Source organism: Pseudomonas sp. p106 (genome assembly GCF_003936645.1).
Lineage (GTDB): Bacteria > Pseudomonadota > Gammaproteobacteria > Pseudomonadales > Pseudomonadaceae > Aquipseudomonas > Aquipseudomonas putida_E.
This window is the reverse complement of sequence record NZ_RHQR01000022.1, coordinates 1-15,894: the sequence shown is the minus strand read 5'-3', so window position 1 is coordinate 15,894 and position 15,894 is coordinate 1. Positions and strand designations below refer to the sequence as shown.

The window sequence follows — 15,894 nt, the reverse complement described above, 5'->3', positions numbered from 1 at the left end:
GATTATGATTATTGATTGCCACGGTCATTTCACGACCGTACCCGCTTCGTTCCGTGACTGGCGCGCCAAACAGATCGAGTTCGCCGACGACCCGCTCAACGCGCCGCCGCTGACTGGCGCCCATGTGACCGACGAGCAGATCCGTGAAGGTGTCGGCAACGGTCAACTGCGTCTGCAGAAAGAACGCGGCGGCGACCTCACACTGTTTTCGCCGATCGCCGGCCTGATGAGCCACCACCTGGGCAACGAGCGCACCAGCCTGGAATGGGCCGAAGTATCCAACGATCTGGTGCGCCGTGTCTGCGACATCTACCCGGACAACTTCGTGCCGGTCTGCCAGCTACCGCAATCGCCGCTGGCGCCACCGAAGAACTCCGTTGCCGAATTGCGCCGCTGCGTGGAAGAGATGGGTTTTGTCGGCTGCAACCTGAACCCCGATCCGAGCGGCGGCTACTGGACCGGCACTCCTATCACAGACCGCGAGTGGTACCCGCTTTTCGAGGCAATGTGCGATCTGGACGTACCGGCCATGGTTCACGTCGCCGCTTCGTGCAACCCCTGCCATCACGGTACCGGTGCGCATTACCTGAACGCCGACACCTCGGTGTTCATGCAACTGCTGCAAAGCGACCTGTTTAAGGACTTCCCGACGCTTCGCCTGGTGATCCCCCATGGCGGCGGCGCGGTGCCCTACCACTGGGGTCGCTATCGCGGCATGTCGCTAGAAATGGCCAAGCGTCCTCTCGAAGGTCTGCTCGATAACATCTTCTTCGACACCTGCGTCTACCACCACCCGGGCGTCGAGTTGCTGACCAAAGTCGTGCCCACCAGCAACGTGCTGTTCGGCTCGGAAATGGTTGGCGCCGTGCGCGGCAAGGACCCGGACACCGACCAGTATTTCGACGATACCAAGCGGTACCTGGATGCATGCACGGCGCTCACCGATGAGGACCGCCACGCAATCTTCGAAGGCAATGTCCGGCGTGTCTATCCGCGTCTCGATAAGCATTTGAAGGCCAAAGGCAAGTAACGCAGGGGCAGAGCATGAACATTATCGATATCCATCCTCACATCATCTCGGACGACGAGAAGCGCTACCCTCCCGCACCGCTGTTTGGCAAGCGCTCGGACTGGTCGCAAGAACGTCCAAGCACCGTTGAAACACTGGTCGCCGCCATGGACGAAGCCGGCGTCGCCAAAGCCGCTATCGTGCACTCCTCGACGACCTATGGCTTCGACAACAGTTACGTGATCGATGGCTGCAACCAGTACAAGGATCGGCTCGTCGCCGTTGGTTCGGTGGACATGCTGGCCGACGATGTGCCCACCGTGATCAAGTCCTGGGTCGACAAGGGCCTCGCCGGCCTGCGCATCTTCACTGGCGGCTCAACCAAAGACTTTGACCCCAGCGAGCTCGATAATCCCAAGTCCTTCAAGGCCTGGGAAATGCTCGCGGAGCAAAACCTGCCGATGTGCATCCAGACCGGTCCGACCGGTTTGCCTTATGTGCGCATGCTGGCCGAGAAATTCCCCGGGGTAAACATCATCCTTGATCACCTCGGTCGTCCCGACGTACTCGATGGCCCTCCCTACGCCAACGCCGCCGGCCTGTTCGCCCTCGCCGACCTGCCCAACATTTACCTGAAGCTGACGCCACGCATCTTCGGCGACGTGGAAAAGGACAAGGCCAGCGCCGAGACCTTTTTTCCCAGAGTGGTTGAAGCGTTCGGCGCGCAACGCATGGCCTGGGGCTCCAATTTCCCCACCTCGCCCGGCACCCTCAAGGAGATTCTGGCGATCGCCGAGAAGGGCCTGGCCTGTCTCTCCGCCGAGGATCGCGCCTGGATCTTCGGCAAGACCGCGCAAACGCTGTATCCGGCATTGCGCTGAGGTTGAATCAATTTCATGAGGAAGTGAACATGAGCAACACACGTCTCAACAGTATTATTGGCGCACTCGAGTCCGGCAAGCCCGCCTACATGGCCTTCGCCAAGCTGGACAAGCAGACCGCTATAGAAATGAGCGACTCTCCTTACGATGGCATCGTCTATGAGATGGAGCACAACCCGTACGATGTCAGCGCCCTCGGCGACTCGCTGCAATACATGCTGAGCCGCAAGCAGATCGCCGAATCGGGCTCGGTAGCACCTCGGGTGACACCGATCGCACGCATCCCGGCCAACGGCATCGAGATGAATCAGACCTTCGCGAAGCAGGTGCTGGACCGCGGTTGCTACGGCGTGATCTGGCCGCACGTAGCCACCGTCGAGCAAGCCTACAATGCCGTCGCCTCTTGCCGTTATGCCCGCCCGAAAGGCGCAGCGCTCTACGAACCCAAGGGCGTACGCGGCGACGGCCCGGCCAACGCAGCGCGCTATTGGGGCCTGACGATGGCCGAGTACTACGAGAAGGCCGACGTCTGGCCTCTGGCGCCACAGGGCGAAATCCTGGTGGGCCTGATGTGCGAGAGCACACAGGCCATCGAGAACCTGGACGACATTCTCGCCAACGTACCCGGCATCGGTTTCATCATGATCGGCGAAGGCGACCTGAGTCAGGAACTGGGCTTCCCGCGCCAATACGAGCATCCGGAAGTCCAGGACGCGATGCGCCGTATCGTGGAGACCTGCCGAAAGCACGACGTCATCGTCGGCAACCCGCATGTTACGGCCAACAACCATCGTCGCTTGCTGGACGAGGGCTACCGCGTGCTGCTGTCGGCACCCAAACGCTCCTACGGCGTGGTAGGCCAGGCTCGCGAACTGGCGGGGTACTGATGCGATGAACGGCGCAGAAAGTCTCGTCGCGACCCTGATCGATCAGGACGTGGACATTTGCTTTGCCAACCCGGGCACCTCGGAGATGCATTTCCTCGCGGCCCTCGGCGGCAACCCGAAGATGCGTAGCGTGCTGTGCTTGTACGAAGGTGTGGCCACCGGCGCTGCCGACGGCTGGTACCGGATGAAGGACAAGCCAGCCTCAACGCTTCTGCATCTGGGGCCTGGCCTGGCCAACGGCCTGGCCAACATCCACAACGCCAAGCGCGCCTCGTCGGGCATGGTCAACATCATCGGCGAGCATTCCGCGTCACATCTCAAGTACGACCCACCGCTGACTTCCGATATCGAAGGCCTGGCGCGTCCGTTAAGTCACTGGGTGCGCCGTGCGGAATCGGCCGACTCCATCGCCTGGGACACCGCCCAGGCAGTGGCCAAGGCGAGTCAGCATCCCGGACAGATCGCTACCTTAATCCTGCCTGGCGACACATCGTGGCAGCAGACCCGTGCAGCCCCTGTAGTGCCGCCGCCTGTTGCAGCCAGCCGCAAGACGCCAAGCGCCGATCGCATCGATCACGTTGCCAGGGTGCTACGTTCGGGCGAGCCGACCCTGATCATCCTGGCCAACAAGGCAACGCGGGGCGCGGCGCTGGAAAAGGCCGGTCGCGTCGCCGCCGCTACCGGTGCTCAACTGGGCTCTCAGTTCTTCACCGCACGTATCGAGCGCGGCGCGGGTTTCGTGCCCATCTCGCGTATTCCTTACGCGGTTGGACAGGCCATGGCGTTCCTAAAGGATTTCAAGCACATCATCACGGTCGAGACTCGGGAGCCGGTGGCGTTCTTCGCTTACCCGGACAAGCCCAGCCTGCTCAAGGCCGAGGGCACGATGGTGCATGAGCTCGTCGAGGCTGACGAGGACAGTGAATTGGCCTTCGATATGTTGCTGCACGCGCTAGGCGCCACCAGCGCGTCCGCGATTGTCCAGTCGCGTATCCAGACGCCGGTTCCGACCGGTGCGCTCAACCCCACGAGCATTGCCCATGCGCTGGCAGCGGCCATGCCCGAGCATTGCATCCTGGTTGACGAGTCGCTGACCACCGGCCGGGAGTCGATCGGGCTGACCGTCGGCGCGCAGCCGCATGATCTGATCAACAACATGGGCGGCTCCATCGGCTACGCCACGCCTGTGGCGACCGGCGCGGCGCTAGCCTGCCCGGATCGTCGGGTGTTCTGCATGGTGGGTGACGGCAGCGCGATGTACACGATTCAGTCGCTGTGGACCCAGGCTCGCGAGAACCTGAACATCACGACGATCATTTTCGCCAATAACACCTACGCCATTCTCAAGGCCGAGTACGCCAACATGGGTGCCGGAACTCCTGGGGAGCGCGCGCTTTCAATGATTGACATCGATCGTCCGAGCATCGACTGGCAGGCCATGGCGAAAAGCATGGGTGTGCCCAGCGTCGCCGTGGATACCGCCGAAGGCTTCTACAAGGCCATGGTTAATTCGACCCGAGAGCCAGGGCCTTGCCTGATCGAAGTAAAACTCTGAACTATTCCTAAATTAAAGGGAGATTCCCATGGCGCTGACCCTGCGCACAAACCTGGCTGAATATCCGGTCACCAAGGCAATGAAGGATGGACGAGTGAGGTCCGACCTCGTCACGCTTGACTATTGCGGCCCTACCCCGGCGCACAACGGCTTCAAGGCGATGGTGCGGGATAACAAGTTCGATGCCGGTGAACTGGCTATCGTTACCTTCCTGCAAGCCAAAGCTTACGGCAAACCTTACGTGCTGCTGCCTGCGCCGATTTCGGGGCGCTTCCAGCACCATTGTGCCGGTTTCAACATCGACTTCGGCCAACTCGACCCGAAGGACATCGAAGGCAAGCGAGTGGGTGTGCGCACCTACTCCCAGACTACGGCCCTTTGGATTCGCGGCGTACTGCGCCACGAGTACGGTGTAGACCTCGACAAGGTCACCTGGATGACGCTCGGCGACGGCCACCTGGCTGAGTACCATGACCCGCAAAACTGCATCCGCCTGCCGGCCGGTTCCAGTATTCCGCAAATGATGCTCGAGGGTGAGCTCGATGCGGCTCTGCTTGGCGAGGACATGCCCAAGGATCCGCGTGTACGCACGCTGGTACCCGATGCGCATAATGCTGCCAAGGCCTGGTACGAACGCGAAGGCTTCGTACCAATCAACCATATGTTCGCCATTCATCAGGACATCTCCAGGCAACACCCGGAGGCCGTGAAAGAGATCTACCGGATGATCGCCGAAAGCCGCGAGCTCACCGAAGGCGGTGTGCCTGCCGTCTTCCCGCCCCTGGGGCTCGAGGCCAACCGCAAAGGGCTGCAAACCGCGATCGACTGGGCACTCGACCAGAAAATCATTCCGCGCGCCATATCGGTTGACGAACTCTTCGACGACGTGACCGGCAGCCTGGGATAAGCGCTGCCGGATTTGCCATCAGTCGATAGACCGAGGCACAGGGCAGGTTGCTGCGCCCCGATTCGTCTCGCTGACGGGACGCACGGGGCGCATTGATCCAACATGCCTTTGGCCAATACCCGAGTCCCGATGGAAACGGGCGGAGGGATACCCTAGCTTCGGGACGCCATCATGCTCCAGTTCGTACACGCCCCTAACCTTCGTCATTTACGGATGCTCCAGGTGGTTGGCAGTATGGGTGGGGTCAGCAGTGCCTCGCGCGAGCTCCATGCCTCGCAGCCTACTGTCACCCAGGCGATAGCCAAACTTGAAACGCAGCTTGGCAGGCGAATTTTCGAACGCCACGCCACCGGTAGCTATCCGACGGCGACAGGCAGGCAATACCTGCTGCGCATCAACCGCTTCTTCGAGATCCTCGACAGCGCGATTACACTGGTCCTGGGCTCGGCCAGGAACGGGCAAGAACGCAATGTGCCGCCGGTTGACCGGCTGATCACCGGTACGCAGTTGCGCTCGCTCATCGCCACCAGCGATCCGCGACAATTCGGCGATGTCGCCCGGCGCGTGGGCCTGTCACCCACGTCGCTACTGCGCTCGGCACGCACACTCGAACGCGCGCTCGGTACGTCGTTGTTCGAACGCAGTGCGCAAGGCCCAACCCTTAACAAAACCGGCATTTTCCTAGCCCGTGAATTTCGTTCTGCGATGCGCGAGCTCGAACTCGCGCGCCATGAAAGCCCGCCAGTAGCGCAAGATTGCAGCGTTGAACTGATTGTGGGGACGCTGCCGATGTCCGGCTCGCACGAACTCGCCGAGGCTACCAGGCGATTCATGGTCGCTTATCCATCGGTAAAGGTGCGGATCATTTCGGGTGAATATCACAATCTGCTCGCGGATTTGACCGCCAGCCGCATCGACATGATCTTCGGGGCGCTGCGCAAACCTGACGGGGTCAACGATGTCAGTGAAGAAATCCTGTTCCGCGACCGATATTGCGTGGTCACGCGCCCTGGCCATCCGCTCACTTACTGCTCGCAGATCACACCCGCCGAGCTTGCACCTTTCCAGTGGGTGGTGCCCGCTATAGGCACGCCGCGGCGTATCAGGATCGAAGCCATTTTCGATAGAGAGCAAGCGCGCCAGGACTTTCACCTGGAAACCTCTTCCCAGGCCATGAGCCGGGCACTGCTACTCGGCTCAGACTCGATCACGCTGATGACACGCTCCGAGGCACAGTGCGATCTCGACCTCGGCGTACTGAGCGAACTGCACTGTCCGTTTCTCGACGAAACCCTGTTCAAGGGTGTGACGACCCGCAGCGATTGGCTGCCGACGCAGGCACATAGCGCTTTCCTCGAGGGCTTGCGTGAAATCACCATGCGTTCAGGTTCGGAGCGCGGTCGGACCAAGTTTAGAGCGGTAAGTGTAGCTGCACGACCACTTCGTCTATCGGCCTAAAAGACACCAGGATCAGGCTTCATGCATACCCGCCCCTGGTGATATTGACGAACTGACGATTACTGCTCAGGCCATCCAGACAGACTCGGGCCCGCCGCGATGATGCGTTCATCAATACCGCTGAACTGGCTGAAGTTTTCAATGAATTGTCCGGCCAAATGCCTGGCTGTGGCATCGTACGCCTGCTTGTCCGCCCAAGTATTGCGAGGGTTGAGCAGTCGGCTCTCCACGCCCGGGACGGCCTTCGGAACCGTGAGGTTAAGGCCCGGCAAAAACTCGGTCTTAACCTCTTTGAGGGCGCCACTCTGAATGGCGGCAATGATCCGACGAGTGGTGGGGATGCTGAAGCGTTCGCCAGTGCCAAATGAGCCGCCGGTCCATCCGGTGTTGACCAGATAAATCCGGGAGCCGAATTCTTCAATGCGCTTGATCAGCAGATCAGCGTACTCACGCGCCGCACGCGGCAGGAACGCTGCGCCAAAGCAGGTGGAAAACGTCGACTTGATACCCCCGCCCGAACCCATTTCGGTAGATCCCACCAACGCGGTGTAACCGGACAGGTAGTGGTACGCCGCCGCGTCCTTGCTCAGGATCGACACCGGCGGCAGCACGCCTGTCAGGTCGCAGGTCAGAAAAATGATAGCCTGCGGTTCGCCACCCAGATTGTCCTTCGTACGTTTATCGACGTGCTCCAGTGGGTATGCGCAACGGCCATTTTCCGTGAGGCGGGTGTCGACGTAATCCGCTGTACGGGAATCGTTCAACACGACGTTCTCGATGAGGGCACCGAAACGTATTGCATCCCAAATGATCGGTTCATTCTTCTGGCTCAGATCGATGGTCTTGGCGTAGCAGCCACCCTCCAGGTTAAATACAACCCCCTTGCCCCAGCCGTGCTCGTCGTCACCGATCAGATAGCGTTCAGGGTCAGCGGAAAGCGTGGTCTTGCCGGTTCCGGACAGACCAAAGAACAGCGTGGTGCTGCCGTCGTCACCGACGTTCGCTGAGCAATGCATCGGCAGCACATCACTTTTGGGTAGCAGGAAATTTTGCACCGAAAACATGGCTTTTTTCATTTCACCGGCATATTGCATACCGGCAATGAGTACCTTGCACTGGGCGAAGTTAATGATGACGCAACCATCGGTTCGGGTACCGTCACGCTCAGGGATACAACGGAACCCCGCAACATTGAGGATCTGCCATTCGTCTTTACCCTTGGGGTTGTAGACCGCGGGTCGAATGAACAGGTTTTGCCCAAAGAGATTTTGCCAGGCTGTCTGCGTGGTCATGACAACCGGCAAATAGTGGTCCTTGTCAGCGCCCACATGAACCATCGAGACAAACTGTTCGCTAGCGGCCAGAAAGCCTTCAACCCGCTCCCAGAGCGCATCAAACCTGTCTGCATCGAAAGGTCGATTGACGTTGCCCCAGTCGATTTCTTCGCTTGTACTTAATTCTTTGACGATGAAGCGGTCTTGCGGAGAACGCCCAGTGCGCTCACCCGTGGTCACGACCAGCGCGCCGGAGTCAGCGAGTTGGCCTTCACCACGTTCAATCGCTTTTTCAACCAGTCGAGCGCGGCTAGGATTGATGTAAATAGCAGACTCAGTTACTAAGGTCATTTCTGGTTCCCTTGGCATTACGCCAACTTTCCAAGCAGTTGCTGTCGCGCAGATGCAAGACCCGACGCGACCCCATTGCGGTGACGAGGTTAAAGAACGAGGCAGCTCGTCAGCCGATCAATTTCGCTGCGGTCCTAGCCGCCGACATGTTGGCGACGGCCGCGAAAGGCAGCTTTCGGCTCAGGCCTCCCAAGCCGATGTAGATGTCCTGCTGATAACCGATGTCTTCGTCGCTCAGCGACAAGTCCTTGGAATAAGGCCGCTGTGTTTGAATGAAATCCCAGACTGCCTGTGCCGAAGCTTCGTCGAGTCTCTTTTCGGCTCGCCGGCGTGCGTCAAAGAAGGCGTCATGCGCTGCCGGCGACATCAAATAGTCGTAGAGCGCCCCGTAGGCCGCCATCACGCCGACCAACCCCTCGTATCTTCCCGTGAGTGCGGCATCAGAGGCGTAGGCCGTCTGAAACGTGTATTTGGGCAGTTCCTGCCACAAATTACCCTCGGGAATAACTACGAGTCCGTCCTTGTCGTTCAGATGAGAAATGCTTGAACAACAGGCATCAACTTCGCCATTGGCGACGGCCCGATAGCATTGGTCATTGCTTCCCTTGTCTACGAAGTTGACCTGTGAAGCGTCGATACCCTTTACTTTCAACAACTGCAGCATCAACACATGCAACAACCCCATGGATGGGCCGACTGCAACGGTCTTGCCTTTCAGATCAGCAATCCCCTTGATCCCTTCAGCTCTGGCGAAGACCGTCAGCGCCGTCTTTTTCATTCCCGCGCCGACAACCTTGACTGGCGCACCTTGCTCGATACGCGACAGCAGCCCGTTGTAGCCCGAAATCATGCAAACGTCGGCCGCGCCAGCAGCGATAGCATCGAAAGGCCCGGTCGCGCCGCCAGCCTCGACGACTAGCGCATCAACACCGAATTGTCTGAGATAGCCCTGCTGGTTCAGCAGCGCGGTCAACGTTGCATTCTCCAATCCCGGGTTGACGGCGATCCTGATCTGCGCGGCAGCCCGCGCGATATAAGGTGCGGCAATGCCACTGACAGCAAATCCCAACCCGAGAAGCGCAGAGTTGCGCAAGAAGCGGCGGCGGTGGGGGTTGAATATTTGGGTCATCGACGGTTTCCTCCTATGGCATCACTGCGCAGGGAAGTTCCGGGATATCACTCCGATAGGCAGTAGGGACAGGCTATGGGGTGGCAGTTGACGGCGCTAATAAAAAAAACGTCCTGAAGATTGGATTTCTTACCGGCCAGGGCGGAAACATAACCTCATTCGTACAACGTTGCCGCCCTCGACGTACTAACTATGCTAGGCGGCCCGCTGCGTCAATTACCATTAGTGGGGCCAGGGCAACTGGCCTCAAGCCCCGAGTGCCAAGGCGTGCAATCTAGGAGCAGGCCGCACCTACGCGGGCCCTATCGCAATGGATGCCTTGGCAGCCCTGCCCTGGAGCCAGCGCTAGCACCCTGCCTCAGCTCAGCGCATCACGGCTGTGCTGGCCATCGACCAGGCGTTGCAGGCCCAGTGGATTGGCGTTTTTCAGGGCGTCGGGCAGCAGCGCATCCGGGTAGTCCTGGTAGCACACAGGGCGCAGGAAGCGGTCGATGGCCAGGGTGCCGACCGAGGTACCACGGGCATCGGAGGTGGCCGGGTAAGGCCCGCCATGCACCATTGCATCGCACACCTCGACGCCAGTCGGGTAGCCGTTGACCAGCAGGCGGCCGGCCTTGCGCTGCAGCAGCGGCACCAGCGCGGCAAAGCGCTGGAAGTCCTCCGGCTCGGCGATCAGGGTGGCGGTCAGTTGCCCATGCAGGGCTTGCAGGGCGCGACGCAGTTCGGCTTCGTCGGCCACTTCGACCACCACCGTGGCTGGCCCGAAAACCTCCTCCTGCAGCAGCTCGTCGCCGTTGAGCAGCAAGCTCACATCAGCCTGGAACAGCTGTGCCCGGGCCTGGTCGCCAACCTGCTCGGCACCGGCCAGATGGCGCACGCCCGGGTGTTGCTGCAGGCGCTGTACGCCGCTGGCATAGCTGCGCAAGGTACCGGCATTGAGCATGGTCTGCGCTGGCTGGTCGGCCATTTGCGCAGCCAGTGCCGCGACGAAGGTGCCGAACGCTTCACCGGCAATGCCAATGACCAACCCGGGGTTGGTGCAGAATTGCCCACAACCCAGTACCACCGATGCGGCGAGTTCCTTGGCCACCTGCTCGCCGCGGGCCTGCAGCGCCGCAGGCAACACCAGCACCGGGTTGATGCTGCTCATTTCGGCGAACACCGGGATCGGCTGCGGGCGCGCTGCGGCCAGGTCGCACAGGGCACGGCCGCCCTTGAGCGAACCGGTGAAACCGACCGCCTGGATCGCCGGATGGCGCACCAGCGCTTCACCGACACCGGCGCCATAGATCATGTTGAACACGCCATCGGGCATGCCGGTCGCCACCGCCGCACGCTCGATGGCTTCAGCCACCTGCTCGGCAGTGGCCATATGGCCGCTGTGGGCCTTGACCACTACCGGGCAGCCGGCAGCCAGTGCTGCGGCGGTGTCGCCGCCGGCCGTGGAGAACGCCAACGGGAAGTTGCTGGCGCCGAACACGGCCACCGGACCAAGGCCGGTGCGGTACTGGCGCAGGTCAGGGCGTGGCAGTGGCTGGCGCTGTGGCTGCGCGCGGTCGATACGCGCCCCCAGGTAGTCGCCACGGCGCAGTACCTTGGCGAACAGGCGCATCTGGTTGCTGGTACGGCCACGCTCGCCCTGGATGCGCGCAGCCGGCAGCGCAGTTTCGCGGCACACCGTGGCGACGAAGCTATCGTCCAGCGCGTCCAGCTGGTCGGCAATGGCCTCCAGAAACCGCGCGCGGCGCTCTGGCGCCAGGGCGTTGTATTCGGCAAATGCTGCTTCGGCGGCCTGGGCGGCGGCGGCCACCTCTTCAGGGGTGGCCTGGGTGAAGACCACCGGCAATGCTTCGCCGGTGCGTGCATCGAGGCTTTGCAGGCGTACGCTGCCGGCAGCGCTGCGCTGGCCGCCAATGAAGTTGCTTCCAGACATGATTGACTCCTGTAACAAAGAATGAGGGCTCAGTGGCGCATGGCGGTCAGTCAGGGTAGAGGGGCCGCGCAAATTCTTGAGGTTTGCGCGGTACCTGTGGGAGCTGGCTTGCCGGCGATGGACCGCACAGCCGTCCCGACTTCATCGACTGACCGGCAACACGCTCAAAGGCTTTTCACTACACCTGGGCGACGCTGCCCGGACGCTGCGCCAATACCATTGCGCAGCGGCTGGCCAAAGGCATCGAGGCTGACCTCGAAGGTATCGCCCGGGCGAGCCTGAACGCCGTCGGCAAACGACAGCGTGGCGGTGCCGAAATAGTGCACATGGATATCGCCAGCACGCAGGAACTGGTCGTACTTGAAGTGGTGGAACTCGAGGTTCTCGAAGCTGTGGCACATGTTCTGCTCACCCGACAGGAACGGCTTGCTCCACAGCACCTGGCCATCGCGCAGGATGCGGCTGGTACCTTCCAGGTGAGCCGGCAATGCCCCAAGGCGCAGCTCCGGGCCGAAGCTGCAGGCGCGCAGCTTGGAATGCGCCAGGTACAGGTAGTTGCGCCGTTCCATCACATGGTCGGAAAACTCGTTGCCCAAGGCGTAGCCGAGGCGGTATGGCGTGCCGTCGCTACCGATCAGGTACAGCCCGACCAGCTCCGGCTCTTCGCCGGCATCTTCGGCAAAGGCCGGCAGCGGCAGGTCGGCGCCGGGGCGCACGACGATGCCGCCGTCGCCCTTGTAGAACCACTCCGGCTGCGCGCCCTCCTCGCCCGCTGGCGGCCGACCGCCCTCCAGGCCCCACTGGAACATGCGCATGCTGTCAGTGACGGCGCCTTCGGCTTGCTGCTGGTGCATCTTGTCGCGGGTGGCGGCGCTGCCCAGGTGAGTCAGGCCGGTACCGGTCACCAGGCAGTGGGCAGGGTCCGGGTGGTCCAGCGGTGGCAGTACGCGGCCTTCGGCCAGCAGGGCCAGGTAGTCATGGCGCTCGCCCAGCCCGGCGGCCTGCACTTCGCAGGCCAGGTCACGGCCAGCGGCTATGGCCTGCAGGGCCAGCTCACGGGTGCTGGCGGCGCCCAGTACTTCAAGGGCGTACTCGCCTTCCACCACGCCCACGCGGCGCGCGCCGGCGGCGGTTTCGAATTGGATCAGTCGCATGCTTGTGCTCGCTTGTCGGTTGCAAAGGTTAGCGGGAGGCGTCGGCCGCCCGCGTGGAAGCCAGGCGCTGGCGGCGCTCCAGGCGGTTGTAGACCACGCCCGTGAGCAGCACCCCGCACAGCATCACCAGCGCCAGGAAATACAGGCCCGACGACAGCTGCCCGGTGTGCTCCTTCAGCGCGCCGATGCCGAACGGGCCCAGGTAACCGCCGAGGTTGCCGATCGAGTTGATCAAGGCGATACCCGCAGCAGCGCTAGCACCAGAGAAGAACCGCCCCGGCAGCGTCCAGAAGATGGCCGTGCAGGAGAACAGCGCGAACGCCACCAGGCACAGCGCGGCCAACTGCAGCACCGGCACCGTCAGCCAGGCGCTGAAGAACAGGCCGACGGCACCTAGTGCGTACAGCAGGCCCAGATGGCCATAGCGGTCGTTCAGGCGGTCGGAGCTTCGCGGCACGATCAGCAGGCCGATGATGCCGAACAGGTAGGGCACCGCCGAGACAAAACCGGTGACCAGGTCACTGCCGCCAAACTGGTGGATCAGCGTTGGCAGCCATAGGCCCAGGCCATAGATGCTCAGGGTCATCGGCAAGTAGAACAGCGCCAGCAACAGCACCCGGCCATCTTTAAGGGCATGCAGCGGGTTGCCATGGCGGGTCTGGCCGAACTCGCGCAGGTCGTTGGCCAACTGCTCCTGCAGCCAGTTGCGTTGCTCGTCACTGAGCCAGCGCACCTTGGCAGGGCCGTCCGGCAGCAGGCGCAAGGTGGGCCAGGCCAACAGCACTGCCGGGGTACCGATACAGATGAACAACCACTGCCAGCCATGCAGGCCGTAGATGCCCTCAAGCCCCAGCAGCGCACCCGAAAGTGGCCCGGTGATCAGCATGGCCAGCGGCTGCGAGAGAATGAAGAAGCCTAGAATTTTGCCGCGATGGCGCACCGGGTACCACTGGGTGATGTAGTACAGCACCCCCGGGAAGAAGCCCGCCTCGGCGGCCCCCAGCAAGAAGCGCATCACATAGAAGCCGTTGGGCCCGGTGACAAACGCCATGCCGACAGTGATCGCGCCCCAGGTCAGCAAAATGCGGGCGAACCAGCGTCGTGCACCGAAGCGGTCGAGCAACAGGTTGCTCGGCACTTCGAAAAGAAAATAACCGATGAAGAACAGCCCGGCGCCAAGGCCATATGCCGCGTCACCCAGGCCTATGTCGGCGCCCATGTGCAGCTTGGCAAAGCCCACCGCCGAACGATCGACATAGGCCACCAGGTAAAGCAGAACCAGAAAAGGGATGAGTTTCAGTGTGATCAGGCGGACGAGCCGCTGCTCCTGAATCATGGCGATGTCTCCAATTGTTCTTGTAATGGGCACAGCACCTGGCCGGGGCTTTTTGGCAGACCGCTAACCTGGCAAATCGATCATATAGTATTACTATTTAAAACAACAACCCTTCACAGATGTCTTTTTAGCCGCTAGAGTCAGCCACATAACGACAAATAGTAATACTAATTAGGTGTCCTGCTTATGTCTGATAACAAACGCCCCCTGCGCTCCGCCCAATGGTTTGGTACCGCCGACAAGAACGGCTTCATGTACCGCAGCTGGATGAAGAACCAAGGCATCCCCGACCACGAATTCCAGGGCAAGCCGATCATCGGCATCTGCAACACCTGGTCGGAGCTGACCCCGTGCAACGCCCACTTCCGCAAGATTGCCGAGCACGTCAAAAAAGGCGTGCTGGAGGCTGGTGGCTTCCCGGTGGAGTTCCCGGTGTTTTCCAGCGGCGAGTCCAACCTGCGCCCTACCGCCATGCTCACCCGCAACCTGGCGAGCATGGATGTGGAAGAAGCGATCCGTGGCAACCCGGTGGACGCCGTGGTGCTGCTGACCGGCTGCGACAAGACCACCCCGGCGCTGCTGATGGGTGCCGCCAGCTGCGACGTGCCGGCGATCGTGGTCACTGGTGGGCCGATGCTCAACGGCAAGCACAAAGGCAAGGACATTGGCGCCGGCACCATCGTCTGGCAGATGCACGAGGCCTATAAGGCCGGCCAGATCGACCTCAACGAGTTCCTCTCGGCCGAGGCCGGCATGTCGCGCTCGGCGGGCACCTGCAACACCATGGGCACCGCCTCGACCATGGCCTGCATGGCCGAAGCGCTGGGTACCTCGCTGCCGCACAACGCCGCCATCCCGGCGGTGGATGCCCGCCGCTACGTACTCGCCCATCTGTCAGGCATGCGCATTGTCGACATGGTGCGCGAAGACCTGCGCCTGTCGAAGATCCTTACCCGCGAAGCCTTCGAGAACGCCATCCGCGTCAACGCCGCCATCGGTGGTTCGACCAACGCCGTGATCCACCTCAAGGCCATTGCCGGGCGCATTGGCGTAGACCTGCAACTGGAAGACTGGACCCGCGTCGGCCGCGGCACACCGACCTTGGTCGACTTGCAGCCATCGGGCCGCTTCCTGATGGAAGAGTTCTACTACGCCGGCGGCCTGCCCGCAGTCATCCGCCGCCTGGGCGAGCATGGCCTGCTGCCCAACCCCACCGCACTGACCGTCAACGGCAAGAGTCTGTGGGACAACTGCCAGGCCGCGCCGCTGTATGACGAAGAAGTCATCCGCCCGCTCGACAAACCGCTGGTGGCCGATGGCGGCATCTGCATCCTGCGCGGCAACCTGGCACCCAAAGGCGCGGTGCTCAAGCCGTCGGCGGCTACCCCAGCGCTGATGCAGCACCGCGGCCGCGCCGTAGTGTTCGAAAACTTCGAGGACTACAAAGCGCGCATCAACGACCCTGAGCTGGACGTGGACGCCAATTCGGTGCTGGTGATGAAATACTGCGGGCCCAAGGGCTACCCGGGCATGGCCGAGGTCGGCAACATGGGCCTGCCCGCCAAGCTGCTGGCCCAGGGCGTGACCGACATGGTGCGCATCTCCGACGCCCGCATGAGCGGTACTGCCTACGGCACCGTAGTGCTGCACGTGGCACCCGAGGCTGCTGCGGGCGGCCCATTGGCAGCCGTGCGCGAAGGTGACTGGATCGAGCTGGACTGCAAGGAAGGCCGGCTGCACCTGGACATTTCTGCCGAGGAACTGGCTGGCCGCCTGGCCGACCTGCAAGCACCGCCACAGTTGATCAGTGGCGGTTATGCGAAGCTGTATCTGGACCATGTGATGCAGGCTGACGAAGGTTGCGATTTCGACTTCCTGGTTGGCTGCCGTGGCGCGGCGGTGCCCAAGCATTCGCACTAACCAACTCTCAACACCTCCCCCCGGTAGGAGCGGCCTTGTGTCGCGAAAGGGGTGCGCAGCGCCCCCACAATTCATGCATCAGGCTGATATTGCCGGGGGC

At 61.8% G+C, this 15,894-nt stretch carries 12 protein-coding genes; 7 read left to right on the top strand and 5 right to left on the bottom strand.

What is annotated here, in order from left to right; all coding sequences use genetic code 11:
- Window positions 1–4 precede the first annotated feature (4 nt).
- The 6 genes from EGJ09_RS22230 to EGJ09_RS22205 all read left to right on the top strand — a co-directional run bounded on the left by EGJ09_RS22230 (window position 5) and on the right by EGJ09_RS22205 (window position 6,697).
- Entirely contained in the window at window positions 5–1,030 is a 1,026-nt protein-coding gene (locus EGJ09_RS22230) for an amidohydrolase family protein (protein ID WP_125924786.1), read from the top strand.
- A gap of 14 nt (window positions 1,031–1,044) precedes the next feature.
- Entirely contained in the window at window positions 1,045–1,890 is an 846-nt protein-coding gene (locus EGJ09_RS22225; protein ID WP_125924785.1) for an amidohydrolase, read from the top strand.
- 29 nt (window positions 1,891–1,919) lie between these two features.
- A complete protein-coding gene (locus EGJ09_RS22220; RefSeq protein WP_125924784.1) occupies window positions 1,920–2,777 on the top strand; it encodes an HpcH/HpaI aldolase/citrate lyase family protein in 858 nt (285 codons plus the stop codon).
- Window positions 2,778–2,781: 4 nt separating this feature from the next.
- The gene (locus EGJ09_RS22215) at window positions 2,782–4,332 is read left to right on the top strand and encodes an acetolactate synthase large subunit (RefSeq protein ID WP_125924783.1); all 1,551 of its coding nucleotides are present in this window, start codon (window positions 2,782–2,784) and stop codon (window positions 4,330–4,332) included.
- 28 nt (window positions 4,333–4,360) lie between these two features.
- Complete coding sequence (locus EGJ09_RS22210) at window positions 4,361–5,239, top strand: phosphate ABC transporter substrate-binding protein (protein ID WP_125924782.1); 879 nt, start codon at window positions 4,361–4,363, stop codon at window positions 5,237–5,239.
- Between the two features lie 171 nt (window positions 5,240–5,410).
- Window positions 5,411–6,697 (top strand): LysR family transcriptional regulator, encoded by a 1,287-nt coding sequence (locus tag EGJ09_RS22205; RefSeq protein ID WP_125924781.1) that lies wholly within the window; start codon window positions 5,411–5,413, stop codon window positions 6,695–6,697.
- A 59-nt stretch (window positions 6,698–6,756) separates the two neighbouring features.
- Here EGJ09_RS22205 and EGJ09_RS22200 read toward each other — a convergent pair whose 3' ends face one another.
- The 5 genes from EGJ09_RS22200 to EGJ09_RS22180 form a co-directional block, all read right to left on the bottom strand.
- Window positions 6,757–8,322 carry a phosphoenolpyruvate carboxykinase gene (locus tag EGJ09_RS22200; RefSeq protein WP_125924780.1) on the bottom strand — a complete coding sequence of 522 codons (1,566 nt, stop codon included), beginning with the start codon at window positions 8,320–8,322 and terminating at the stop codon, window positions 6,757–6,759.
- A 109-nt stretch (window positions 8,323–8,431) separates the two neighbouring features.
- Entirely contained in the window at window positions 8,432–9,451 is a 1,020-nt protein-coding gene (locus tag EGJ09_RS22195; RefSeq protein WP_125924779.1) for an ABC transporter substrate-binding protein, read from the bottom strand.
- 358 nt (window positions 9,452–9,809) lie between these two features.
- On the bottom strand, window positions 9,810–11,384 hold the full coding sequence (locus EGJ09_RS22190) for an aldehyde dehydrogenase (NADP(+)) (RefSeq protein ID WP_125924778.1): 1,575 nt from the start codon (window positions 11,382–11,384) through the stop codon (window positions 9,810–9,812).
- A 164-nt stretch (window positions 11,385–11,548) separates the two neighbouring features.
- A complete protein-coding gene (gene araD1 / locus EGJ09_RS22185; protein ID WP_125924777.1) occupies window positions 11,549–12,538 on the bottom strand; it encodes an AraD1 family protein in 990 nt (329 codons plus the stop codon).
- 28 nt (window positions 12,539–12,566) lie between these two features.
- Window positions 12,567–13,874, bottom strand: a complete 1,308-nt coding sequence (locus EGJ09_RS22180) for an MFS transporter (protein ID WP_125924776.1) — start codon at window positions 13,872–13,874, stop codon at window positions 12,567–12,569.
- A 186-nt stretch (window positions 13,875–14,060) separates the two neighbouring features.
- Here EGJ09_RS22180 and EGJ09_RS22175 point away from each other — a divergent pair, with 186 nt between their 5' ends.
- Window positions 14,061–15,794 carry an IlvD/Edd family dehydratase gene (locus EGJ09_RS22175; protein WP_115275243.1) on the top strand — a complete coding sequence of 578 codons (1,734 nt, stop codon included), beginning with the start codon at window positions 14,061–14,063 and terminating at the stop codon, window positions 15,792–15,794.
- The last annotated feature ends 100 nt before the right edge of the window (window positions 15,795–15,894 follow it).